This is a genomic window from Winogradskyella pelagia (assembly GCF_017581965.1).
Taxonomy (GTDB): Bacteria; Bacteroidota; Bacteroidia; order Flavobacteriales; family Flavobacteriaceae; genus Winogradskyella; species Winogradskyella pelagia.
This window is the reverse complement of the sequence record NZ_JAGEVF010000004.1, coordinates 217,084-242,218: the sequence shown is the minus strand read 5'-3', so window position 1 is coordinate 242,218 and position 25,135 is coordinate 217,084. Positions and strand designations below refer to the sequence as shown.

At 36.6% G+C, this 25,135-nt stretch carries 21 protein-coding genes; 9 read left to right on the top strand and 12 right to left on the bottom strand.

Going from position 1 to position 25,135, the window contains the following annotated elements:
* Positions 1-443: 443 nt before the first annotated feature.
* Positions 444-1,193, bottom strand: coding sequence for a hypothetical protein (locus tag J4050_RS07120; protein WP_208153739.1), 750 nt, complete (start codon positions 1,191-1,193; stop codon positions 444-446).
* Positions 1,194-1,402: 209 nt separating this feature from the next.
* Between J4050_RS07120 and J4050_RS07115 the strand changes: the two genes are divergently transcribed.
* The 7 genes from J4050_RS07115 to J4050_RS07085 all read left to right on the top strand — a co-directional run bounded on the left by J4050_RS07115 (position 1,403) and on the right by J4050_RS07085 (position 8,243).
* Positions 1,403-1,591 carry a hypothetical protein gene (locus tag J4050_RS07115; protein WP_035325018.1) on the top strand — a complete coding sequence of 63 codons (189 nt, stop codon included), beginning with the start codon at positions 1,403-1,405 and terminating at the stop codon, positions 1,589-1,591.
* A gap of 375 nt (positions 1,592-1,966) precedes the next feature.
* Positions 1,967-2,848 carry a UbiA prenyltransferase family protein gene (locus J4050_RS07110; RefSeq protein ID WP_208153736.1) on the top strand — a complete coding sequence of 294 codons (882 nt, stop codon included), beginning with the start codon at positions 1,967-1,969 and terminating at the stop codon, positions 2,846-2,848.
* Between the two features lie 12 nt (positions 2,849-2,860).
* A complete protein-coding gene (locus J4050_RS07105) occupies positions 2,861-4,015 on the top strand; it encodes a hypothetical protein (protein ID WP_208153734.1) in 1,155 nt (384 codons plus the stop codon).
* A 1-nt stretch (position 4,016) separates the two neighbouring features.
* Complete coding sequence (locus J4050_RS07100) at positions 4,017-4,661, top strand: HAD-IB family hydrolase (RefSeq protein ID WP_208153732.1); 645 nt, start codon at positions 4,017-4,019, stop codon at positions 4,659-4,661.
* A 56-nt stretch (positions 4,662-4,717) separates the two neighbouring features.
* Positions 4,718-5,347 carry an NAD(P)H-dependent oxidoreductase gene (locus J4050_RS07095; protein WP_208153730.1) on the top strand — a complete coding sequence of 210 codons (630 nt, stop codon included), beginning with the start codon at positions 4,718-4,720 and terminating at the stop codon, positions 5,345-5,347.
* Positions 5,348-5,400: 53 nt separating this feature from the next.
* Positions 5,401-6,594, top strand: a complete 1,194-nt coding sequence (locus J4050_RS07090; protein ID WP_208153727.1) for a DegT/DnrJ/EryC1/StrS family aminotransferase — start codon at positions 5,401-5,403, stop codon at positions 6,592-6,594.
* A gap of 89 nt (positions 6,595-6,683) precedes the next feature.
* Positions 6,684-8,243: a glycoside hydrolase family 16 protein gene (locus J4050_RS07085; RefSeq protein WP_243878573.1), complete on the top strand. Its 1,560-nt coding sequence runs from the start codon at positions 6,684-6,686 to the stop codon at positions 8,241-8,243.
* Here the strand turns inward: J4050_RS07085 and ribB are convergent, their stop codons facing one another.
* From ribB to tpx, 6 genes are all read right to left on the bottom strand, one after another.
* Positions 8,244-9,392 (bottom strand): 3,4-dihydroxy-2-butanone-4-phosphate synthase, encoded by a 1,149-nt coding sequence (gene ribB, locus J4050_RS07080; protein WP_208153725.1) that lies wholly within the window; start codon positions 9,390-9,392, stop codon positions 8,244-8,246.
* Positions 9,393-9,421: 29 nt separating this feature from the next.
* On the bottom strand, positions 9,422-11,401 hold the full coding sequence (locus J4050_RS07075) for an LptF/LptG family permease (protein WP_208153723.1): 1,980 nt from the start codon (positions 11,399-11,401) through the stop codon (positions 9,422-9,424).
* 17 nt (positions 11,402-11,418) lie between these two features.
* Positions 11,419-12,060 carry an outer membrane lipoprotein periplasmic chaperone LolA1 gene (gene lolA1, locus J4050_RS07070; protein WP_208153721.1) on the bottom strand — a complete coding sequence of 214 codons (642 nt, stop codon included), beginning with the start codon at positions 12,058-12,060 and terminating at the stop codon, positions 11,419-11,421.
* A 20-nt stretch (positions 12,061-12,080) separates the two neighbouring features.
* On the bottom strand, positions 12,081-14,474 hold the full coding sequence (locus J4050_RS07065; RefSeq protein WP_208153719.1) for a DNA translocase FtsK: 2,394 nt from the start codon (positions 14,472-14,474) through the stop codon (positions 12,081-12,083).
* Positions 14,475-14,598: 124 nt separating this feature from the next.
* A complete protein-coding gene (locus tag J4050_RS07060) occupies positions 14,599-14,967 on the bottom strand; it encodes a diacylglycerol kinase (protein ID WP_208153717.1) in 369 nt (122 codons plus the stop codon).
* Between the two features lie 5 nt (positions 14,968-14,972).
* The gene (gene tpx, locus J4050_RS07055) at positions 14,973-15,473 is read right to left on the bottom strand and encodes a thiol peroxidase (protein WP_208153715.1); all 501 of its coding nucleotides are present in this window, start codon (positions 15,471-15,473) and stop codon (positions 14,973-14,975) included.
* A 208-nt stretch (positions 15,474-15,681) separates the two neighbouring features.
* On the opposite strand from tpx, the gene J4050_RS15415 reads away from it, so the two are divergent.
* Positions 15,682-16,377 (top strand): DUF8692 domain-containing protein, encoded by a 696-nt coding sequence (locus J4050_RS15415; RefSeq protein WP_498370600.1) that lies wholly within the window; start codon positions 15,682-15,684, stop codon positions 16,375-16,377.
* A 62-nt stretch (positions 16,378-16,439) separates the two neighbouring features.
* Here J4050_RS15415 and J4050_RS07045 read toward each other — a convergent pair whose 3' ends face one another.
* Positions 16,440-17,279: a phosphatase PAP2 family protein gene (locus J4050_RS07045; RefSeq protein ID WP_208153711.1), complete on the bottom strand. Its 840-nt coding sequence runs from the start codon at positions 17,277-17,279 to the stop codon at positions 16,440-16,442.
* A 15-nt stretch (positions 17,280-17,294) separates the two neighbouring features.
* Positions 17,295-19,721 (bottom strand): phenylalanine--tRNA ligase subunit beta, encoded by a 2,427-nt coding sequence (gene pheT, locus J4050_RS07040; RefSeq protein WP_208153709.1) that lies wholly within the window; start codon positions 19,719-19,721, stop codon positions 17,295-17,297.
* A gap of 118 nt (positions 19,722-19,839) precedes the next feature.
* Here pheT and J4050_RS07035 point away from each other — a divergent pair, with 118 nt between their 5' ends.
* Positions 19,840-21,054: a peroxiredoxin family protein gene (locus tag J4050_RS07035; RefSeq protein ID WP_208153707.1), complete on the top strand. Its 1,215-nt coding sequence runs from the start codon at positions 19,840-19,842 to the stop codon at positions 21,052-21,054.
* Positions 21,055-21,282: 228 nt separating this feature from the next.
* Here the strand turns inward: J4050_RS07035 and J4050_RS07030 are convergent, their stop codons facing one another.
* The 3 genes from J4050_RS07030 to J4050_RS07020 form a co-directional block, all read right to left on the bottom strand.
* Positions 21,283-22,347 (bottom strand): DcaP family trimeric outer membrane transporter, encoded by a 1,065-nt coding sequence (locus J4050_RS07030; protein WP_279588373.1) that lies wholly within the window; start codon positions 22,345-22,347, stop codon positions 21,283-21,285.
* 248 nt (positions 22,348-22,595) lie between these two features.
* On the bottom strand, positions 22,596-23,501 hold the full coding sequence (locus J4050_RS07025; protein ID WP_208153703.1) for a hypothetical protein: 906 nt from the start codon (positions 23,499-23,501) through the stop codon (positions 22,596-22,598).
* A 26-nt stretch (positions 23,502-23,527) separates the two neighbouring features.
* Positions 23,528-25,090 (bottom strand): M20 family peptidase, encoded by a 1,563-nt coding sequence (locus tag J4050_RS07020; RefSeq protein WP_208153701.1) that lies wholly within the window; start codon positions 25,088-25,090, stop codon positions 23,528-23,530.
* Between the last annotated feature and the right edge of the window lie 45 nt (positions 25,091-25,135).

The window sequence follows — 25,135 nt, the reverse complement described above, 5'->3', positions numbered from 1 at the left end:
AATATTAGTTATCTCATTCATCTGCACAAAATCATCGTTAAGTCCAAGTATTCCTTACCTCAAGTCTTTGTTTGTTTCATTTCGTTAACAAATATCAAGCAAAATAGTACTGTAATTGAAAGTCTTTAAATTGTGCTAAACTTGAAATTGAAGTACATAAAAAAATAAAAAAGAGAGCAAATATAGGTAGCTTCCATCAGCCAACTCTCAATACTGTAAAGGTCAAGCCCTACGGGTTTTGAATAAAACTTTTTTATAAAGCAATCGTTATAGGTTTCAAGATTTTAGAGTAAAAAACTTTTACCCAAAAACCTTGACAGCATCATCCACGCTACCTTTAACATTGGCTGTCTTTTTTCTTTTCTTCAAAAAAATTATGGCAAAAGAAAAAGCCCTACAATAAAAATTATAGGACTCTTTCAGCTTCAAAGGTCAGAATGAAACTATGCTACTTCAACGATATTTAAAACGTTATATGCGCCATTTTTAAGCGGATACTGAACACCGTTAATCTCTTGGAAGAACTCAACTAATAAAACGAATATATCGTTTCCTGTGCCTGTTGGAACACCTGCAGGCGTTAGTGTTTGCGTTGCAGACGTTGAATCAATCGGAATATTTACAGTCGGACTGTATTCGATTGAATTATCTGTAGTATCAAAATCAACTTTTAAAAATGCTGAACTTAAACTTACGTGTGTTGCGCCACTTGGATATGCTATATCATTTGCAGGTGTTAAATTTGGAATTGTAATTTCACCTGTTGCACCATCTACAGTAAATGGAGCGAATAAAACAGCACTTAAAATGGCTCTATTATTAAAATCCAAGCCTTTTAATGTGGCTTTACCTTCTGGTGTTGCTAATCCTGTAGCGACATTTCTTTGTCCTCTTACAGAGGTTGTATCAAAGTTTTTAATTTGTGTCATTTTTTGAGTAACACGACTTGAAACTCGATTATCTTTTGCTCTAATCATTAAGTTTCTTACTGCTGTTCTCAATAACTTACCAGATGATGCAGAACTTCCAAATTCTGAACCATTTTCACGAGTACGTTCAAACGCAGGGTCATTTTGAATACGCTCTTTGGAAACACCGCCTTTAGTTTTTACTAAATAACCCTCTTTTGCTTTGTAAAAAGTTAGATTATCTAACGTTCCCTCTAACTTAATAATGCCTTTCAACTTTGCCATAACTAATACATTTTTTGATGATGAATATCAAATATACGAGCTATTGACTGTCAATGTATTAGAGTGCTTCCGTAGTGTTTATAAGTTGCCAAAACTTCCGTTTTAGTTAGTTTTTTCAATGGGATATTAGTCGTATATTGTATATAAGTGCTTTATAGCAACGGTATAGATAAAGTATAGTTAGAGTATTAATTTTAAATTTAAAGTGAATGAGTAGAATCTGTATTTACCCTAAAGACGTGCAAGTGGTAACAGGAAAGAGTGAGCGTTATGGCAGAACAATAATCAAAGCGATTAAAGAACGCCTAAACAAAGAGGCTCATCAGTTAGTTACTATCGATGAATTTTGCGACTTTATGGGCTTTGAAATCAGTAAAGTACAAGGATTAATCAAGTAAATTCCTTATCTTTACTACAAGGTATAAAGGTGACCTATTAGGTGACCCAACAATGGTACAGGACTGAAACAGTAATAAATAAAGGCACTACGAAAGAGGTTCACTTACCTCTTTCTCCGCAAAAAGCTTCACGCTACCGTGAAGCTTTTTTTATCTTTTTGTTGTTACATGGAAGTCACTCACACATTATTACCTTAGACTTCAGTATGTTTATCCGTACATATAACCTACAAATATGCATTACAGCACTTTATGTCGAATATTAAGGCTATACAGCGAATATGATACTGCCGAAATCTGAATAATAATAATTTAGAACTGAATTAAAGTTATATTGCAATGCCCAAATCAATAACTACTTCAACCCAAAGAAGCATGTCTTCCATTCTATCTCAAACATTTAAATTAATTAGAGTGCACCATTGGATTAAGAATCTAGCGGTTTTTCTTCCTGTGTTTTTTGCTGGCCAAGCCTTAGATGTGTTAAATGACTACAGGATTTATGATTTAATAATCTTGTTTTTCTCATTTTGCCTTACCAGTTCAATCATTTATGTAATCAATGATTCAGTTGATATAGAAAAGGATAAACTGCACCCTACTAAAAGTAAAAGGCCATTAGCTAGTGGTTTCTTTTCTAAGCGAGACGGATTTTTTATAGCTTCACTTTTAGTTGTAGCGGACATTTTTTTGTTGGCTAATCTAGGTCTTTCTAAATGGTTTGTCTTGAGCTATTTTGTGCTCAATCTCGCATATTCTTTTAAACTAAAAAACATTGCTGTTATTGATGTAAGCTGCATTAGTCTCGGTTTTCTTTTGCGCATTTTAGCAGGAGGAGTTGCAACATCAATTATAGTTAGTCATTGGATGATTATTATTGTTTTCTTGTTAAGTATTAGCATTGCTTTTGCTAAAAGAAGGGACGATTTGATCATAAAAAAAGATGGTGAAATATTGCGAAAGGCTCAAGAAGGTTATAGCTTGGCTTTTATAGATGCTGCAAAAGGAATAAGTTTTAGCGTAACTTTAGTATGCTATATTATGTACTCTGTATCTCCAGAAGTTGTAGAGCGTATAGGCTCGGATTATGTTTACACTACTTCTTTGTTCGTATTTCTAGGTATTATAAGATATTTACAAATTTCAATTGTGAGACAAAATTCTGGTTCACCAATTAAAATCCTTACTAAAGATGTATTCATGCAGCTTATTGTTTTGGCATGGGTGGCACTTTTTTCATTCCTAATCTATTTCTAGAAACCTACAGTTATGTTTAAAAATGTATCTCTAAAAGGACTCATTTATGTATTTTTTATAAGTCTTTATGTTTGGATTGGCTATAGATTATGGTACTTCGATAATGCCGGAAACGGCTTCATTTTAGGTGATTGGTTTGTTAATTATCAAGATGGTGGCTTTAAACGCCGTGGATTAACAGGTAGTGTCTTATTCTGGGTTCAAGATATTACAGGTTTTGGTCTGGTTAATATGGTATATGCCATACAAATGCTGTTGCACTTTTCCCTTCTCTTTTTTATTTATAAAATGCTAGAAGTAAAAAGAGTGAGCCTGTTTTATTTCACCTTGGTGATATCACCGTTGACGTTTTTATTCTTTTTTAATGATTCGCCAATGGTAGGGCGCAAAGAGCTTATATTTTTAAATATTTTCGCTTATTATCTTTATCTGGTAATCAAGGATAAGTTAACTGTAAGAAAAGAGGTACTTATTTACGGTTTGTTATTTGTGGCTACATTTCTGCACGAGATTACAGTATTCTATATTCCATATTTTATTTTAGCCCATTTTCTTATTTTCAAGAAAATTGACCTTAAGCGTTATGCCTTATTCTTTTTGTCCGTAGGATTACCTGCTGTTGTCATTTTTTTATTTGGCGCTAAAACCAACGAAGGTCAAACCTTGGCAATTCTAGCCTCAAGAGGTGTTGAGCTGCAGTCTTACAGTATTTTCAGTTTTACAAATGATTTGTTTGTACAATTTGATAAGTATAGAAATAATGTTCTCGGGTACGGATTATATCTACCTTCTTTAATTATTGGGCTTTTGCATTTTGGATTCTATGTTAAACAAGAAACTAATTATAATTACAAGAGGATAATGCTTTACTTCTTTGCAATAATTGCCTATTCAATTCCTCTTTTTGTCTTGGCTTGTGATTGGGGACGCTGGCTGCAAATTCATTTTACCCTATTTCTTCTAATTCTTACATTTAGTTTACCGCCTTTATCCGCCGCTAAATTTAAAAGCAAACCCATTTTACCGTTTTTAGGAAGGAATTTGCAATATGGCCTTCTCATTTTATTTTTATCGATTTGGTCGGTAAAACATTTCAATTCAGGTTTGAGTTACGATGGATTGCTCACTAGATTTTTTCTAGATTTACAATATTATTTTACCCATTAATATGAGTGGAACATCTAGCTCTTTAGCGGTTTTTGATTTAGATGGCACAATTACCACCAAGGATACCTATCTCGAATTTATTAAATATGTAAAGGGTACTTTAAGATATTATATTGGTCTTGGTCTTTTGTCACCTTATATTATCGCGTTTTATTTAAAGGCACTGTCCAATGATCAATTAAAAGAGAAGTTTTTCAAGTATTACTTCGGAGGAATGAACCACTCTAAATTGCAAACATTAGGGGATAGATATTCAGAACATGAAATTCCAAGGATTACAAGAACTGGTGCTATTAAGGTTTTAAACTGGCATAAGGCTCAAGGACACACTATTCTCATTTTATCTGCCTCTGCTGATATTTGGCTCAAGAAGTGGTGCGATATCAATAAATTTCAACTTATCTGTACCAAGTTTAAAGTTGAGAATGACTTATATACCGGAAAATTGAATGGGAAAAACTGTTTTGGAGAAGAAAAGAAAATCTTATTGAACAACTTTTTAAATACTAATTATTTTCATTTTACCTATGGCTATGGTGATAGCTCGGCTGATAAGTTTTTTCTAGAAATAGTTGACGAGCCATACTTGATGGTGCTTAATGAAGATAATATCCATAAGTTTTGGAGTGCTCCCGATAATACTTAGTATCGTAAACTGTTTTTCTTTAGTATTCTTCCTTATTTTTGCACAAAAACTGTGCTATGTCAATTATTGAAAGTTTAAACTGGCGTTATGCAACTAAGAAGTTCGATGCTTCTAGAACGCTTCCTGATGCAAAAATTCAAGTATTAAAAGAGGCTTTTAACCTTACCGCTTTATCTTATGGCTTACAAACACTAAAGTTGGTTGTCATTGCAGATAGAACTGCAAGAGAGCGATTGGTAGAGGTGGCTTATGGTCAGCGACAAGTGGCCGATGCGTCTCATTTATTTGTGCTTTGTATTCAGTCCGAAATTGATGCAAATGATATTGACAGTCATTTCCAAACGGTTAAGCAAATACGTAATACACCAGATGAAATTTTGGAACCTTTTAAAGCCCAATTAAAATCAACTATTGATAGCATGCCCGAAATAAAAAAGTTGGATTGGGCGTCAAGACAAGCTTATATTGCTCTTGGTAATTTAATGACTGTCTGCGCTGTTGAGGAAATCGACAGTTGCCCTATGGAAGGTTTTATACCTGGGAAATTAGATGAAATTCTAAAATTAAATGAAAAAGGATTGAAGTCGGTATTGTTATTGCCAGTGGGTTATAGAGCTGAAGATGATATGTTTGCAGAACTTAAGAAAGTGCGAAAATCTCTTTCTGAGACTGTTATTGAGCTTTAGCAAGGATAGAAATTCCTTAGTATTCTTTTTATTTGTAAAAAATTTAATGTGTTATGCCTGGATTTGAGTTATTTGGTGACTTAGAACGAAATGAAGTAAACGATGTTTTAGACAATGGTGTTTTAATGCGTTACGGGTTTGATGCGATGCGAAAAGGCCATTGGAAAGCTAAAGAACTAGAAGCCCAATTAAGCGAATCATTTAATGTCAATTATGTGCAATTGGTCTCAAGTGGCACAGCAGCAGTATCTGTGGCTTTAGCTTCTGCAGGAATTGGTGCAGGGGATGAGGTAATTATGCCTTCATTTACGTTTGTAGCGAGTTTTGAAGCGATTATGATGCTTGGTGCCACACCAATTTTAGTAGATATTGACGAAACCCTTACGCTAGATCCATTGGCTGTCAAAGCCGCTATAACCTCCAAAACAAAAGCCGTAATGGTGGTTCAAATGTGTGGTAGTATGGGCCATATGGATAAACTTAGGGATATTTGTAATAATCATAATTTAATTTTTGTAGAGGACGCTTGTCAAGCCATTGGAGGGACCTATAATGGACAAGCACTTGGCAGTATTGCGGATGTAGGTTGTTTTTCTTTCGATTTTGTAAAGACCATTACATGTGGTGAGGGTGGAGCTATAATTACAAATAACAAGGATTACTATTTAAATGCCGATCACTACAGTGATCATGGACATGACCATGTAGGACAAGATCGTGGTGCAGAAACACATCCTTTTTTAGGGTATAATTTTAGAATTTCTGAATTGAATGCTGCTGTTGGTTTGGCACAAGTAAAGCGGTTACCAGAATTTATTTCTATTCAAAAAAAGAACTATTCCATCTTAAGAGCATCCTTAGCTCAAATTCCTGAAGTTACTTTTAGAACCGTCCCAGAAGGTGGAGAAGAAAGTTGTGCTTTTTTAAATTTCTTTCTTCCTAGTTTAGATATTACACGCAAAGTATCTGAATCGTTTAAGTTAAATGGTATAGATGCTTGTTTTCATTATTATGATAATAATTGGCATTATGTTAGAAAATGGGACCATCTCAAAGACTTAAAATCCTTATTCCCAATATCTAAAGAGGTGAAGGACGGACTGAGCTATCTCAAAACGAAGACTTTCGAGCAATCGGATGATATTATTGGCCGCAATTTATCGTGTCTCGTTAAATTATCTTGGACAGAAGAAGAAGCTCTTACACGAGCTAAAAAAATGGCAGAGCTTATTAAAACATGTATCTAATTCGGTTTTAATTTAATATGTATGGTTTTTGTATTGGAATTACGCTAGGTAAACTGTAGTTGTATTCCTATATTTAAAAAAATTGTTTTATGAAATTAAAATACACGTTCTCCGTTTTATTATGTTGTCTTATTTTTTTCTCGTTTGCCCAACAAATGCCGATTGACTTTGCCGATGGAGACGATAATTTTATACAATTTGGGGGTGGTAGTTTTGCTATTGCTGTTGATCCTCAAGATTCAAATAACGCAGTCGGTCAATTTACCAATAACGGAAACGATATATGGGAAGGCTTTTTCGTTGATTTAATTCAACCTATTAATCTTAGCGCAGAACAGCAAATTACTTTATCTTTTTATAAGGCTGACACTAGTCAACGGTCCATAATTTTAAAATTAGAAAATGGCAATGGGCCAGTGGTTGAGGTAGAACAGACCACGTCAACTTTGGGTTGGACTCATGGGATAACATTTGATTTTGCAAACGCAAGAATTAGTGGTACCAATAATAGTATAAATGCTACAGGGAGTTATTCGCGCTTAGTAATCTTTATTGATGGTGGGATTTCCTCTGCAGGAACCTTTTTAATCGATGATATTGACGACGGTACAGAACCAGTTGACCCCAATGAATTAGATGTGATATACGAGGATTTAGTATGGTCTGATGAATTTGATAGTACAACCCCTTCTCCCATAAATAATTCGTTATGGCATCATCAAACTATTGGCCCGAATGGAGGGCAATGGTTTAATGGCGAGCAGCAGCATTATACAGATCGAATAGATAATTCATTCGTAGAAAACGGATTTTTAAATATTGTAGCTAAAGCCGAAACCTTCAATCAAGACGGAGTAGAATTACCGTATACTTCAGCAAGATTAAACTCAAAATTTGCTTTCACCTATGGTAGAGTTGATGTTAGGGCTAAACTACCAGCAGGTAATGGAACTTGGCCTGCCATATGGACGTTAGGAAAAAATATAAACGAAACCGGAGCCTATTGGCAAACACAAGGTTTTGGCACTACATCATGGCCAGACTGTGGTGAGTTAGACATTATGGAACATGGTTTGCACGATCCAAATGAGGTGAGTTGTGCCATACATACACCTTCTAGCTTTGGAAATACTTTTAATACGGAGACACAATTATTAACTGATGTTGCTAACGACTTTCATGTATATTCAATGAACTGGTCTCCAAATCAAATTACATTTATGATTGACGGCGTTGGTTATTACACCTACAACCCAGTAGTAAAGGATGCAAGTACCTGGCCCTTTGATTTAGAACAGTATCTCATATTGAATGTTGCTTTGGGTGGATTTGCTGGTCCAGTAGATAATAATTTTACCCAAAGTAGCATGGTTATCGATTATGTGAGGGTTTACCAAAATATTTTGAATGTTGATGATAATACATTAGCCGCCATTTCTATTTATCCAAACCCAACTAAAGACGTTATTTTAATTCGTTCTGTTACCGAAATTGAAGGTGTTGAAGTATACAATCAATTGGGTCAATCCATCATTAAAAAGGAGGGGGATGTGGAGCGTATTGATTTAAGTGCCTTTAAACCTGGGCTTTATTTGCTCAAAATAAACAAAGGTGGGCAATCAGTAACCAAAAAAATCGTCCTAAAATAACTAATAGTTAACGTAATCCACTATTTCTAATCCGTAACCGATTATACCAACACGTTTGGTTTGCAGACTATTAGAAATTAATTTTAACTTACTGATTTTAAGGTCATGGAGAATTTGGGCTCCAATACCAAAATCTTTGGAGTCCATGCCAATTCTTGGCGCCTTTACCAATTGGCCTTCTATTTGTTCTTCCTTGAGAATTTGAAGTCTTGCCAATAAATTCATAGACTCTGCCTGCTGATTAATAAAGATAATAGCGCCTTTGCCTTCTTTATTAATAACGTTGAACATATCGTCCAATTTTTGGTCTGCATTATTGGTTAGAGTACCTAGGATGTCATTATTAACCAAAGTAGCATTAACTCTTGTTAAGATGGCCTCATCAGATGACCAAGACCCTTTACTCAGAGCGATATGAATCTGATCATTTGTGGTTTGCCTGTATGCTCTGAGACGAAATTTACCAAATCGGGTCTCAATATAAAAGTCTTCTTCTTTATCAATTAAAGAATCGAATTGCATACGGTATGCCACCAAGTCTTCTATAGAAACTATTTTTAAATTAAACCGCTTTGCAACTTCCATGAGTTGAGGTAGTCGCGCCATCGTGCCATCTTCATTCATTATTTCAACAATGACACCTGCTGGTTCAAAGCCTGCTAATCGTGCAAAATCTATTGCAGCTTCAGTATGCCCCGTACGCCTTAAAACACCACCTTCTTTAGCAACTAGCGGAAAAATATGACCAGGCCTTGCTAACTCAAAAGGTTTCGTTTGTTTGTCGATAAGCGCTTTAACGGTTTTGGACCGATCACTTGCAGAAATACCAGTACTAACACCATTTCCCCTAAGATCTACTGACACGGTGAAAGCCGTTTCCATTGGGTCGGTATTATTTCTAACCATCATGTTGAGATCTAGCTCTTTACATCGATGTTCCGTCAGTGGCGCACAAATAAGGCCACGACCGTGGGTGGCCATGAAATTAATCATTTCTGGAGTAACCTTTTCAGCAGCAGCTAGAAAATCGCCTTCATTTTCCCGATTTTCATCATCTACAACAATTATTACCTTTCCTTGGCGAATATCGTCAATAGCTTCTTCAATAGTGTTTAATTGAACTTTGGTACTAGCAGTGTTTGATGACATAACATAAAATTAATTCAGCAAAGATACGCTTATTTTATGTTTTGGAGACAGCTGTAATAGAAGTCTTGATCCACCTTATTTCTTAATACAATGAATTTTAGCGGATAAAAGGGCAAGGTTAATACTAGAAATAATGGATTAATTCGCCTTTGGGAAAGGTTGATTGTTTTATAGAATTTAGAATATACAACGGCATTTACAACTACATAAATCACAAAAAATATACAAGCTATTATACTTAAACTAAGGGATGCTTCCGCAAGTTCTAAAAACTTATTGTTCTTTAAAACAAAGTGCAAAATAAGGAGTATGCCACCTATACAATAGCTTACCAAGCTCGTTTTAGAATAGTCGTTATAGTCCTTAAATAAAGATTTAGCCTTAAATAGCATACTAGGAATATCTAGACCTTCTTTTTCTAAATTCTCAAGACTTATTTTTCGGTGCATCAGATTGTGTAGTGCAATTTCCTTTGGTTTTTTATCTAAATCGAAATCTTCTTGCTTCTTAACAATCTCAACAAGCTGCTCAACCGTATACTTTTTATAATAATTAAACTCCTTGGTTTCACTTTCAGATAGGTTGAGTTTGTTCTTGGGAGCGAATAAGCGTTTAAACGGCACAATTAGAGCATCTAATTGAAATACGCCTTTGTCATTAGTAGCCCTGGTCGTAAGATATATGCTTAACGGCAGCATTACAGCTGTGGATAACCAAGACCCTATTATTGGACTAAAGGTTCCTTTTTCGGCGCTATTCTTGGCAAAAATGCCAAAGAAGTGATACGTAAGAAAAAGGACAATGGCAATAACCATAGGTAATCCAAGACCACCTTTTCTAATTAAGGCACCGAGTGGAGCGCCGACAAAAAATAAAATTACACATGCAAAAGCAAGAACAAATTTATCATGTAGTGCTATAACATGTTTGTTAAGGGAAGAGCTTTTAAAGCTGAAATTACGTTTGTTAGACTCTATAATCTGTAACGTACTGTTGGAAGAGTTAATAGCTAAATTTATAATTTGAAGTCTGTTATGAATCTCAAACATTTCTAAAATATCGCCTCCATGTAATGAATCCTTTTTTTCTGAATTTATATCATTATTTAAATCATTGAAGGTTGAACGCGTTAAAAGGGTTAGCGCTAAAGAATTATAATCTTCTTTTTTATTAGTATTAAGGCTGTCAATGGTATAAATCAACTGATTTGTATTGAGCATGTTGTATTTATTTGTAACATCCTCTGACTCGTCAGTAGAATTTAGTATTTCTAAATCTACATTAATTGTGTAGGTGTTGAAATAGCTTTTGGCATGTGGCCTATTTTCGTTTTTTCTTCGATCTTTGCTTAAAATCTCTTCGTAATAATTACCATTGAATAGTTCTAACTGTAAAACATTAGAATCTTCACTACTTTTTAATTCGCCTTTTTCTGCGGTTATGACTTTAAAGTTTCCAGATCGAGAGGCATTTTTTTCGTGCATTATAACGCCGTCTAAAAACTGGCCTCTATCACCTGTCTTTGCATCGACTTTTATATTAATGTTTCCTATCTCATTAAATTGTCCTTCTGCAATAGCCAAAGCAGGTTTTACCTTAGCAATGTTTCGTCTTAATTTATAGAAATTATACTCGCCCCAAGGAATAACATTATTGGCAAAAAAGAAGCAGGCAACGCCAAGGACAACAATGAAAACACTTAAACTGCGCATAGCCCTTTGCAAGGAAATGCCTGTAGATTTCATTGCAGCGAACTCATAATTCTCTGCAAACTTGCCAAATACCATAATTGATACTAACAGTACTGTAAGCGGTACGACTAACGGTATCAACTTTGGCATATAATAAATAATAAATTTTGCGGTGACCGAAATATCTAAATCTTTACCGGCAAGTTCTGAGATGTAGAGCCAAACACCTTGTAGTACAAAAATGAACATGAAAATAACAAAGACACTAAAAAATGTCCTTAAAAAAGTAGTAAGGATATACCTGTCTAGTATTTTCACCTAGTTAAAATTAGAACTTAATCTATTCTATTAATAAAATAATCGCTGTATTTACTTTCGTTAAAAGTAAACAAGGTTTCCGACAACTGCTCATCGGTTTGAAATGAATTTACGGTAAGCGTTGTCTTTGTTCCATTTTTACCCACCTCAATTAAGTTGTAAATGTGTTTAGTGGTCGCGTCAATACCTAAAAGCACGTGTTTTATCTCTGAGTTGGTGTCCATAGGATTCAGTTTAACGTACTGAATTTTTCTGCCTTTGACATTTTGAACGATATCCATGTTGTAGGTATAACCATCTTCATAAAATGAGAGCATTTTACTTGGTGTTATCGTTCCTTCTTCCTCAGTGTTATCTGAAGAAATGGTAACTTCTTCATCTTCCGGACTAATGGTATAAAGTGTAGTGCCATCATATATTCTTGTGATACCCAAAATATTTAGTTTATACTTATTGCCCTCAATAACCACATCTCCACGAGTCTCTTGATTAATATTTTCACTAAGGTTATTGAGCTCGTATTTAAAGTCTAGACTTATATTCTTATAAGTCTTTATTTTAGCACTTACTTCATTTAGTAGTGCTTTTGCTTTACTATCGTTTTGAGAAAATCCAAAACTGCTTACCACTAATACTGCAATTAAAACGATCCTTTTCATTTTATATTTATCTGTACTTGTTATTGTTTTTCATCCTCTAATAGTTGGTCTAATGCAACTAAATCCGGTACTAATACCTGTCTTGCTTTACTGCCTTCAAAAGGGCCTACAATACCTGCTGCTTCAAGCTGATCAATGATACGGCCTGCTCGATTATACCCAAGTTTTAACTTTCGCTGTAATAGCGATGCCGATCCTTGTTGCGCTGTAACTAAAACCTCAGCTGCTTCACGGAATAATTTATCGCGATCTGATATATCAATATCAAGATTTGTGCCACCTTCTTCACCAATAAATTCTGGTAATAGGTGGGCATCAGGATATGCTTTTTGCGCACCAATAAATTCAGTAATTTTTTCTACTTCTGGTGTATCAACAAAAGCACATTGTAGCCTAATAAGGTCGTTACCTTGAGTGTAGAGCATGTCACCTCTACCGATCAATTGGTCTGCGCCAGAACCATCTAAAATAGTGCGTGAATCTATTTTACTTGTTACTCTAAAAGCAATCCTCGCCGGAAAATTGGCTTTTATAATTCCGGTAATTACATTTACAGAAGGGCGCTGCGTAGCAATAATGAGATGTATGCCAATGGCCCTTGCCAATTGTGCTAATCTGGCAATAGGAGTTTCAACTTCCTTACCAGCCGTCATTATTAAATCCGCAAACTCGTCTACCACCAAAACGATGTACGGCAAGAATTGATGACCGTCATTAGGATTGAGTTTTCTTGCTTTAAACTTAGCGTTGTACTCAGCAATGTTTCTACAAAATGCATTTTTAAGCATTTCATATCTGTTATCCATTTCAATACACAGTGAATTTAACGTATTGATTACCTTGGTATTATCAGTTATAATAGCATCCTCACTGTCTGGAAGCTTCGCTAGATAGTGCCGTTCTATCTTATTAAATAGTGTAAGTTCTACTTTCTTAGGGTCAACCAAAACAAATTTAACTTCCGCTGGATGTTTCTTGTACAGAAGTGAAGTCAGAACGGCATTTAGACCTACGGATTTACCCTGACCAGTTGCTCCCGCCATAAGTAAATGAGGCATTTTCGCCAAATCCACGACAAACGTTTCATTACTAATTGTTTTGCCAAAAGCAATTGGTAATTGCATTTTTGAATTCTGAAATTTCTGTGATGAAATAACGGAACGCATCGAAACAATAGTAGCTTTTTTGTTTGGAACTTCTATACCAATAGTGCCTTTACCAGGTATTGGAGCTATGATACGAATACCTAATGCCGCTAACGATAATGCGATATCGTCTTCGAGGTTTTTAATTTTAGAAATTCGTATTCCAGCATCTGGTACAATTTCGTAAAGCGTTACCGTAGGACCAATAGTAGCCTTAATACTGCTTATGCCTATCTTATAATTGTTGAGTGTTTCAACGATTCTGTTTTTGTTTTCCTCTAGTTCTTCTTGATCAATAGATATACCTTCATTATCATATTTTTTAAGCAAATCTAAAGTTGGGAATTGGTAATTGCCTAATTCTAAGGTAGGGTCAAATTGTCCAAAATCCTCAACAAGTTTGTTAGCTTTTACATCAGTGTCGCTTAACTCTTCAGTTACTGTTGGTTCTACTTCTACCGTGAGCTCAGGTACCTCCTTTTTTTCTGATTTAGGTGTCTTTATTGGTTTTATCGGTTCTGAATGGCTAGAAATAGTTGGTTCTGGATTTTCTAGAGGAATCTCAAAGGCAGATTTAATGGCTTCAGCTTCTTCACTTAAACTATTATCTACTGCAGGAATGGTTGCTTCTTCCGCGTTTACAGATTTAATGTCATTCGTAATTTCTCGTTTAGCGCGCTTAAAAACATTGAGAATACTTTGACCTGTGACTTTAAACCGAACAGCTATATATGTAATAAGACCAAAAAGAAGCACTAAAGCCGTACCGATAATACCAATGTAGTCTTGTAAAAAATGATTTATCTCATAGCCTATGGTTCCACCAAGACTATCGTATTTATGTGTAAAAAACCCAAAAAATACAGACAGCCATATGACAGTAAGAATACCCCAAATCCAAGAGCGTAACAGTTTAGTTTTATTGAGGTTTAACGTAACATAAACGCCAGAGAGGAATACCAGTCCCGAGAAAATGAATGACGGTAGTCCAAAACCCTTGGTTATAAAGAACTCACTAACCCATGCTCCCAATTGGCTAGCCCAATTTTTATAAGCGTCTGACCGCTCAGGAAAATTACTTAGGACGCTTTGGTCTTCTTTACCGGTAAAAATGAAAGATAAAAACGATATAAAAAGAAGTACTCCCAAAATAATCAACAGGCTACCGAAAATGAGCTTTTGTTGATTGGATAGTTTAAACGAAGGCCTTTTTAATGAAGCTTTCGATTTGGATTTAGTAGATTTTTTTCTGGTATTTTTTTTTGCCATGTTTACCTAAAGTGTAAACGGTATTTAATAACTAGGGATATCCAAAATTTCCGAAATGAAAATTAACAAATGGACACCTCAACAAAAATACAAATATGTAACGTTTATCCTAGTAGTTTGGTATTTAAAGCAATTTAGGTAAATATATTATACATGCTACGATTACAGCAATTAAAGCCGATATAAATACAGCACCAGCCGCAACGTCTTTTATTAGACCGATTTTTTCGTGTTTTTCTGGATGAACAAAATCTGCAATGTGCTCAATAGCCGTATTCATACCTTCCATGCTCATCACTAATCCAATCATTGTAATTTGGGCTATCCATTCGGTATTAGAGATATTAAAATAGAAACCGCCAATAGTAACGAAAACGGCAATAACGACTTGTATTTTTATACTAGCCTCCGTTTTTAATAGAATAAGCATTCCTTTAAATGCAAAGCCAACACTTTTTAGTCTATTAATTATAAAAGGCTCCTTAGTTTGCATAAAAATTATCCTAAGCTTTCTAGAGCAGCCTCATAATTAGGCTCGTCTCCAGTTTCGCCAACTTGTTCTGTGTAAATAACATCACCAACCGCATTTACTACTACAATACAACGCGAGTGTAATCCTTCAAAGCCACCAGTTTTAAAGGTTACGCCGTAGTTATCTCCAAACGCTCCTGTTTTAAAATCAGATAACATCACTACGTTATCTAAGCCTTCTGCTGCACAAAACTGGTCTTGCGCAAATGGTAAGTCCCTAGAGATACACAATACTTTGGTATTGTCTATACTTGAGGCCCTTTCGTTAAATGTTCTCACTGAGGTGGCGCATACGCCAGTATTAACACTCGGAAAAATATTAAGAACTAAATTATGACCAGCAAAATCGGCCATGGTTTTGGTGCTTAAATCAATCGCTGTAAGTTTAAAATCTGGTGCTTTTGAGCCTGTTTTTGGAAGTGTTCCAACCGTTTCTACAGGCGTTCCACCTAAAGTTATATTTGCCATACTGTATTTTTTAACAAAAATATGCAAACAGAAATTAAATAATCTAAAGAAGTAAATATTTGTTATCTAATATTTTGAAAAAGAGGACTTAACAGTTTGAAATATGTAATGTCTACCATATTGATTTTAAACGTCAAAATCTGCGCTTCATCCCCTTTATTACTCACTTTAAAGAAAAACGGTCATCTTAAAAGAATATATAATACTGATGCCCATTTGTTTAAAGCAACGTAATATTTTTAAGTGCCTTCTACTGGCAATTTTAGGATTATTAATCTGCAATATATTATCTCAGATTTTTATAGGCTACATAGATGTATCCCAAGAGAGCGGATTAAGCATCATCAAAAAGGCATTTGATTTCAATACAGAACATAACATTCCGACCCTTTTTTCTTTTCTTTTGCTTTTTTCAGTTGGATGTTTATCGGTTTTTATTTCTAGCCTAGAAAAGACAACTTACTCGAGGAGATGGCTTCTTATGGGCCTTTTTTTTTATTTTTTAGCGGTAGATGAAATACTTCGTATTCATGAACATCTCAATGTTCCTATGAGAAATTTGTTTGACACTTCTGGTGTTTTTTATTTTGCATGGGTAATTCCCTATTCGATAATTATATTATTACTTGGCATCTATTTCTATAAATTTCTACTGTCACTGCCGGTGAGGACAAAAGTTTTATTTGGTTTGTCCTTAGTTGTATTTGTTTCTGGAGCTATCGGAATTGAGCTTTTGGAAGGCCAACAAGCTGAAGATTATGGAATGGACAATACTACCTTTTTCATTCTATATACCATCGAAGAATCCTTGGAGATGATTGGTTCTTCAATTTTCTGTTTCGCCTTGTTGGATTATATCTCAAAAACATATAAAGAGGTAAACTTGGTCTTCAATTCTAAATGAAAATTGAAAAACATATATAAGTATTAAGTTGAATTTTCCTCTACTAGAACTAACTGAGTATTTTAGAAAGTACCAATAAATCCAATTTGGTTGGGAGCAAAACTTATGTTCCAAGAAATGGTTTTTTCTTTGTGAGGATATTTATAGGCTTTTTCCTTGAATAAATACTTATCAATAGAATCTACAACTAGAATGCTCATTGCGGTACTAAAAGCAACATCGGTAATCCAATGTGCATCATCTATAAGTCTTGATATTGGAGGAATAGCTCCAATAGTATAAATACCAATTTTTACCCAAGTATTTTTAAATTGTTTGGCAATAGAATGGGCCATTGTAACGGCTAATACTGTATGTCCCGAAGGAAAAGAATGGTAAGCACCTTTACTAGAAAAAGGTCTAAAGTCGTAATTATCAATTCCCGGCCCAGGTCTGGCTCTACCTACGGCCGTTTTTAAAAAGGTCTGAAGGAGTCCTGAGGTTATGGAAGATGAGATAATAAGGACGCTTGTTTTTCTAATTTTTTCATTTTTAGTAAACAGGCCCAAACTATAAAGTCCTGCGTTGATCATGAAGTAGTTTTGTGGACTACCAAAATACCAACCAAAATCTCTTACGACTTTAGGGAAATCCTCTTGTTGATTAACAAAAAAATCTCGAGCGGTATTATCTAAAGTGGTAAGTGCAGCAGTTCCTCCAATAAGAATACCGAGTTTTGCAAAGTCGTCACCCTTCCAACGCAATGGTTGTGTTAAGGAATGCCCCACACTTTTAGCAATATTTTTAGTGTCGTACTTTAATAAATCCCAAATCTTAGTGCTATCCTTTTTAGAAACGGTTTCAATTTGTCCAAAGTTTAGAAGAGGCCAAAGAAAAAATAATAGGATAAAACTTGTCTTCATTTAGTGGCTCATACATTATCGTAGTTCGGCGCCAAGCTTATTTTCAAAATTAGCTTGCAGCTTAGACATAATTTTATCTATTTGCTTGTCGGTCAATGTTTTGTTTTCATCTTGCAGTGTAAAACTCACGGCATAACTCTTTTTACCTTCTGGTAAATTCTCACCTTCGTACACATCAAAGAGATTGATATTTTTCAGGAGTTTTTTCTCGGTATTTTTAGCTATGCTATAAATATCATCAAAGCTCACAGTGTTATCAATAAGCAAAGCAAAATCACGTCGAACTTCAGGATATTTAGGGATAGGTGTAAAGGTGATGGCATTGTGCTTGGCCAAACTCAAAATATTGTCCCAATTAAAATCGGCATAGAGTAGTGGTTGCGAGATTCCAAAATCCTTTAAAACAGATTTTTTGACCAAACCAAAATTCACCAGCTTATGCTTTCCTTTAGATATTACCAGGCCTTCACTTAAAATATCTTGCTTGGTAGGTGCGCTTGTCGTTTGGTTTAAGCCCAAGCGTTCTAATACCGCGTCAATAATACCTTTAAGGTAAAAGAAATCACTAGGTTTTACCGTGGCGTTCCAGCGTTCTTCAGTGCTATTTCCAGTAACAAACAAAGATAGGTGCTTGTATTCCTCACGGCCACTCTCGTAATTATGATAAGTTTTCCCGAATTCAAAAAGGCGTAAATCGCTACGCTTTCTATTAATGTTGTGGGCTACAGCTTCTAGACCAGAAAATAGCATGGACTGGCGCATTACGCCCAAATCCTGACTCAAAGGATTGAGCATTTCTACATTGTGATCATCATTGATAGCGTCACTCAAGCTATTATAAGACGCTGTAGTTAGCGAATTGGCCATGATTTCAAAAAATCCTTGCGATGCTAATTGATTGCTAATTACATTTTGAAGCTTGTAGTCTTCAAATCGAGTTGAGTTAGAGATGGAAGCGTTTAATTTTTCCGTAGTCCCTACATTATTATAGCCATAAACCCTCAGGATTTCTTCGATAATATCAGCTTCACGCTGTACGTCGTTTCTATAAGCAGGTACGGTTAAGCCTAATCCGGCTTCGGTAACATTATTCACTTTAATATCCAAGGAGGTTAAAATACTTTTTATGGTTTCCCTTGGTATTTCTTCTCCGATTAATCGCTTGGCATTATCAAAACTCAATCGTACTTCATAATCTTTAATCTTGTTAGGATAGGAGTCTGAAATATCACTCGTAATTTCACCACCAGCGATATCTATAATCAATAAAGCAGCACGCTTTAGTGCGTATTCTGTGATATTTGGGTCAATGCCGCGCTCAAATCTAAAAGAGGCATCGGTATTAAGGCCATGGCGTTTCGCTGTTTTTCTAATACTTACCGGATTAAAATAAGCACTCTCCAAAAAGATATTTGTGGTTTGCTCTGTAACCCCAGAGTCTATACCTCCGAAGACACCAGCGATACACATAGGCTTTTCTGCATCACATATCATAAGGTCTTCAGCATCGAGTTTACGTTCTTCGCCATCTAATGTTGTAAAGCTTGTGCCAGCGGCACAAGTCTTAACTTCAATTTTATTGCCCGAAATTTTATGAGCATCAAAGGCATGTAGCGGTTGCCCAAGTTCATGAAGCACATAATTGGTGATATCTACAATGTTGTTTATTGGCGAAAGCCCAATGGCCCTGAGCCTGTTTTGTAACCAGCTTGGTGAGGCTTCTACTTTTACACCAGAAATAGTCACACCACAGTAGCGCGGACATTTTTCTTTGTCCTTTACATCAACATCTATTTTTAAGGCACGTGCATCAACGTGGAAAGAACTTACCGAAGGTGTAATGAGCTCTAGACTAATTTCTTTTTGCAGTAAGCCTGCCTTAAGGTCGCGCGCTACACCATAATGGCTCATGGCATCTGCGCGGTTTGGCGTTAGGCCAATTTCAAAAACCTCGTCTTTTTCTACTTTAAAAACTGTAGCTGCTGGTGAACCTACTTTTAATTTAGGGTCTAACACCATTATGCCATCGTGAGATTCGCCAAGACCTAATTCATCTTCGGCACAGATCATGCCATGGCTTTCTTCACCGCGTATTTTCCCTTTCTTAATTTTCCAAGCTTCACCTTCTGGTGTGTAAAGGGTAGTGCCAATTGTAGCTACAGGGACTTTTTGTCCGGTAGCTACATTAGGCGCACCACAGACAATTTGTAATGGGTTCTCTTCACCAATATCAACAGTGGTTACTTTTAAGCGGTCTGCGTTTGGGTGTTGCCCACAAGTTAACACTTCACCGATAACCACACCTTCTAAACCACCTTTTACAGACTCAAAAGGCTCAATACCTTCAATTTCCAATCCTAAGTCCGTAAGAAGCTCACCTGTTTTTTCGGCCTTCCAATTAATATTTATAAACTGCTTTAACCAGTTGTATGAAATCTTCATAACCCTTAACCTATTTTAAGTGCCCAAAGATAGCAATTCCCTAGATGTCATGAAATTTGAAAATGGCTTTTTTATGTAAGGGATTTATCGTTATTTCGACCTTTGAATAATGATGATTATGAGAAGAATATTTGGTTTGGTGCTTCTAGTGGTTTCAGCCTCGTGTAAGAACGAGATATCGCCTAAAGTTTTAAAAAATGGGAGTTACCGAGCACTGCTCCAAGTACAAGATGGTTATGAGCTACCCTTTATTTTTGAAGTAGAAGCACCAAAACGTTTAAGGATTTTTAATGCTGAAGAAGTGATTGAGGTCGACGAGATCGATTATCGTAACGATTCTGTATTTATTACCACACCTGTGTTTGAAGGCTATTTTGCCGCTGTTTTTGAAGGTGATAACCTTAAAGGTCAGTTTATTAAGGAAAGTCGTGACCATATCGTACCGTTTTCTGCGTTGTTTAATTCAACGGAACGCTTTACCGAAACTTCCACATCCAATACTGACGTGTCTGGCGTTTGGGAAACTGTATTTAGTCCTAATATTGAGGGTGACGAATACATTGCCAAGGGCATTTTTGAACAAAAAGACGGTAAGGTAACCGGAACCTTTAGAACCGAAACTGGCGATTACCGTTATTTAGAAGGGGTAATGTCTGGCGACAGTTTAAAACTCTCAACTTTTGATGGTGCCCATGCCTTTTTGTTTGTGGCTAAAGTGAAGGACGCTTCTTTAGAAGGTATGTTTTATTCTGAAAATCATTTTAAAGAGCCATTTATTGCCAAGCGCAATGCTAATTATGAGCTCCCAAGTGCAGATGCCTTAACCTATCTTAAAGAAGGTTACGACAGTTTGGCCTTTTCCTTCCCAGATGCTCAGGGTAATATGGTGTCTTTAAGTGATGAGCGCTTTAAGGGCAAAGTAGTGGTGGTGCAGGTTATGGGGACTTGGTGCCCTAACTGCTTAGATGAAAGTAAATACTACACCCAATTTTATAAGGCAAATAAAGACAAGGGTTTTGAAATTGTGGCTTTAGCTTTTGAATATGCCAAAACCGAAGCCAAAGCCTTTGACCGCATCGCACGTTTAACCTCTGGCTTAGAGATAGACTATCCTGTGCTTTTGGCACAATATGGTGGTACAGATAAAGAGGATGCCCAGAAAAAATTACCGATGCTTAATCGCGTATTGTCTTATCCTACCAGTATCTTTATAGATAAAACCGGAAAGGTCCGAAAGATTCACACAGGTTTTAATGGCCCAGCCACAGGTGACAAATACATCGAATTTACGACTGAATTTGAAGATTTTGTCAACCAATTATTGGATGAGTAATTAACCTTGCCGCTTGGCTAAATAATACGCGGTCGTTTTAATGCTTTAAATCAATCTTTAAATGAAGTTTGGGTTTTTTTGAAATGCCACGGATTCAAGGGTTTAGTAATTAGGAATTATTAACAACTCGTGAGGTTAAAGTAAAACAATTAGCGCGTTAAATAGCTTTAAGTTTTGAGTATATGCTCTTTGAGCCGAAACTCACACTTTGGTGAAAAAACGTCCTTTTTAAAATTCAAATTTTGCCATGGTCTGAAAACGGCTGGCACTGCCAAAAGCATCATTAGCCGTTCGTTGCGCTCCCCACATGAATTCTGCCCCTACAGAAAAGTTTCTATCAAACTGATAAATGAGATTTAAGTGGCCAATTCCTCCTCGTTTCAAGGCAAAATCTGCACGTGTCTCAGGCGCATCGAGCCAACCATAGGCATAGTTAAAGTTAGATTCCCATTTAGGCGCCCAGCGGTGCATAAAACCTACCATCGCTGATAGTGCTGAAATACCCTCAAGGTCTCCCTCTTCATTTAAAATAGCATTGGCTTCACTTCCAGTAAAGGATATGATGTTCTCTCCATAGGCGTTACCAGCACTGACATTAAATGTGAAATAATTGTGTTCTCCAATATATTGCCTACCGGCTATCACAAAGGCGATTTGTGGAATCTGATCACTTGGGCCTGTATCCCCACCATCCCAGCGCAGTTGAGCAGCACTCGCACCCAAGAATAAAACCCCGGATTTCCAACGTTTATCCAAGCGCAATGCTAACAGCGGCAGCTGAACATTTGCCTGTCCGCTAAAGCCAAAAGAATTCTCAATCCCTAGGCTACTTAAATACTCCAGCCCAATGGACAACTGGTAACCTTTATCCAATTTTTTTTGATACCTGATCTGTGCAGATCTGCCCCCAAATAGGGCATCACCGGCTGCAAAATCTATCATAAATGCCATAGACTCTAAAAATGACAAGGTGGTCCAGGTTTGTCCTATAATAAAGTCACCCGCCGTGATATAGGCGTGCCTTAGGCGGAAGCGATTTTCATCATTAAAGAAATCACCTTCTACAAATAATTGCAGAGGAATTTTGCCTTCGGTAGTTCGTCTAATATCCACATTAACCCGTGTCTCTCTAGCAAAAAATGACAAATACCCTTCATTGCCAAAGTCAGGTTCTCCTTCCACGGGTATAGTAGACATTAAAAACTGCGATTTATCTCTTGTGCCGTCCACATCATAAACGAAATCTGCTTTTAGGTAACCACCGATCTTCATTTGTAAACCGGTACCGAACATGGGCCAGGATCCGGGGAAATCTGAATTTTTGAGCAATTGACCAGCGGTTTGTAGGACCGCTTCCCTCAAATCTCTATCTGGTATCACTAAACGATTAGTAATGGTGTCCGTTATTATTGTTTGCTGAGCGTAACCATTAAAATATGTAACAATCATTATAATTAACCCAATTAGCGCCTTTTGCTTGAGGAATGAGTTTTTATTCTTTTTCATTTATTGCATTGAATTAGGATTTTGACGAAATACTGTTACCAGGGTAAGGGAATAACAGGAGCAATCGTTAGCCTGAACTGGTGTTGTGGACCAAAGGCATCTGGTGAAGCAACATAATACCAGTACTGAGCACCAAACCGAATAGGTAGTTTTCCAATTTTGGTTACCTTTTGAATTCCAGTACCCAAAGGTAAGGTTAATTTATTTCCACTTGCCGCTTTATGATTATAAGCAAATGTGGGTGAGGCATTAATTTGCCAGCCGTTTTTTAGATTAATAGTATAAAAATATTGCCCACCTGTTATACTCACCCCATCTGAAGCTGTGGTTGCAGTTTGCCACATTGCGTCCGCCAGAATACTTGATGTATTAGGATCGGCATCACTACCGCTACCAACACTCCAGGCTTGAGTAAGAATCATTCCTAAGGCTCCAAAACTTGTAAGCTTTGCCACCATAATTTCCGGTCCAATCGTGGTATAACTGGCTCTTAAGGCTTCATCAGAAGCTGTTTTAAAACCTCCAAATACACCTACCAAAGTAATCCATTTAGAAGGCCAGGTTTTACCAATCGCAACATCTGCACTAATATTTCCCAAGCCTGATTTTTGTTCAAAGCCATTGGCCGTAATTGTGGGTTGTGATATGTACATAGGTATTAAGGGTCTTACATACAGATTGACGCCTTCTGAAATTGGAATGGGTAAGGACGGTTGAAAATTAATAACAGTGGCACTCTGACTGCTTGCATCATTAATATCCCCATTGTAACCAATAAAATCAATTGGGAATAACATTTGTCCTAAAGTCGCATTAGGATTCGCTAGTTCTTTGGCTAAATCAGAAGAACTTTTTTGAGGTGATTCTTCTTCCTGAGCATGAATCACATGATTCATAAATACCAGGCCTACAATAATTAAAATATGTTTAATTGTTTTCATAAATGAAGATTATAATTTTGGATACTTTATTTATTTAGCTCTTCCAGATTATCGAATATTTGATAGAAGAAGCCAATAGATTTAGCATACTCGGCTACCAAAATACGTTCGTTTACCCCATGAAACCCTTTAAATTCTTCGGTGTTCTCCAATTGGATGGCGGTAATGGTATAGACATCTGGTGCAAAATCCCGAGCCTGGAAATGTTTGGAGTCTGATCCACCTACCACAAAGAAAGGCGCAACAATCAAGTCATTGCCATAAATTTGTCGGATGGTTTTTTCCAGCATGTTATAAGCAGGATTACCTACTTCAGCAATGTTGGTTGCGGGTGTAGAAGCCGAAATATCTTTGATCTCAATGCGATCATCTTGAATAGCGTTTTTTACATGTTGTATAATCACTTCTGGTGTATCACCCGGCATGGGTCTAAAGTTAACCACTGCTGTGGCTGTAGGAGGAAGGACATTGTCCTTGATGCCAGCATTAAAGATGGTTGTCGCTATTGTGGTGTGTAGCATCGCTCGAGTAACCTCGTTTTTTGACATCACATCAATAAATTTCTGCTCCATTTCGGTCAATTCATCATCTTTGCCGAAGGCTACCGCAGCATATAAAGGTTGATTTTCCTCATCTAACTCAGGTCCCATATACCGGTATTGAGAGCGCACGGCAGGATGAATTTTGTAAGGGAATTGCGCTGCTTCTAATTTGGTAATGGCTTCAGCCAAAATACCAATATTGGATTCTTCAGGTGGCATCGAAGAGTGACCTCCTATGCCATTGATTTGTAATTGTAGACTAATGAATCCCTTTTGGGCAATACCAATTAGGGCTGTATTGTCATCTATGCCCGGAAAAATACCTGGTGTCAAAGGTGCAGATTCATCCATAACATAGGCAAAGCGTTCAATACCGCGCTGTTCTAAAACATCAGCAATTGCCTTAGCGCCCTCGGCTCCACCGACTTCTTCATCCTGACCAAAGACAAAATAGATGGTCCGTGATGGTTGCCAGCCAGCTGCAATTTTCATTTCCGCTGCTTCAAGAATGGCCTGAACCTGATTTTTATCGTCTAGAACACCTCTTCCCCAGATGTAGCCATCTTTTACAGTCCCTGCAAAAGGATCTTCTTTCCATTGATCCCTAGAGTCTTCAGGGACAGGAACAACATCGAGATGTGCATAAAAAAGGGCTGGTTGCAGTGAGGTGTCTTTCCCTTCCCAGGTGTAGAGTAAACTGTAGGGGCGAGGATCGCCGTGTACTTCTTTTTTCAAAGTTTTATGCACATTAGGATAGGACTCTTCCAAAAACTTGTGATAGGCAAGAAAAGCTTCAGTATCAAAATCTTCCCGATCCTGATTAGAAATAGTTTTGTAGGTGACCCCTTTTGATAAACGTTCTACAGCACCATCCAAATCTACATCAATGGCGACTTGTTCAACACCGGTCATCTGCATGGAGGTGAAATCTTGAGGCATTTCGGTGGAGCTTGTGTCAGATACCTGACTTTTTTCCGATTTCTCACCACAACTTAGACATAAGACTAAGGAAATAAGTATCATAGAAGGACGTGAAAGTAAGTTCATATGTTTATTTTTTAAGGTTAAAAATTAGTTTTAGTGTTAACAGAT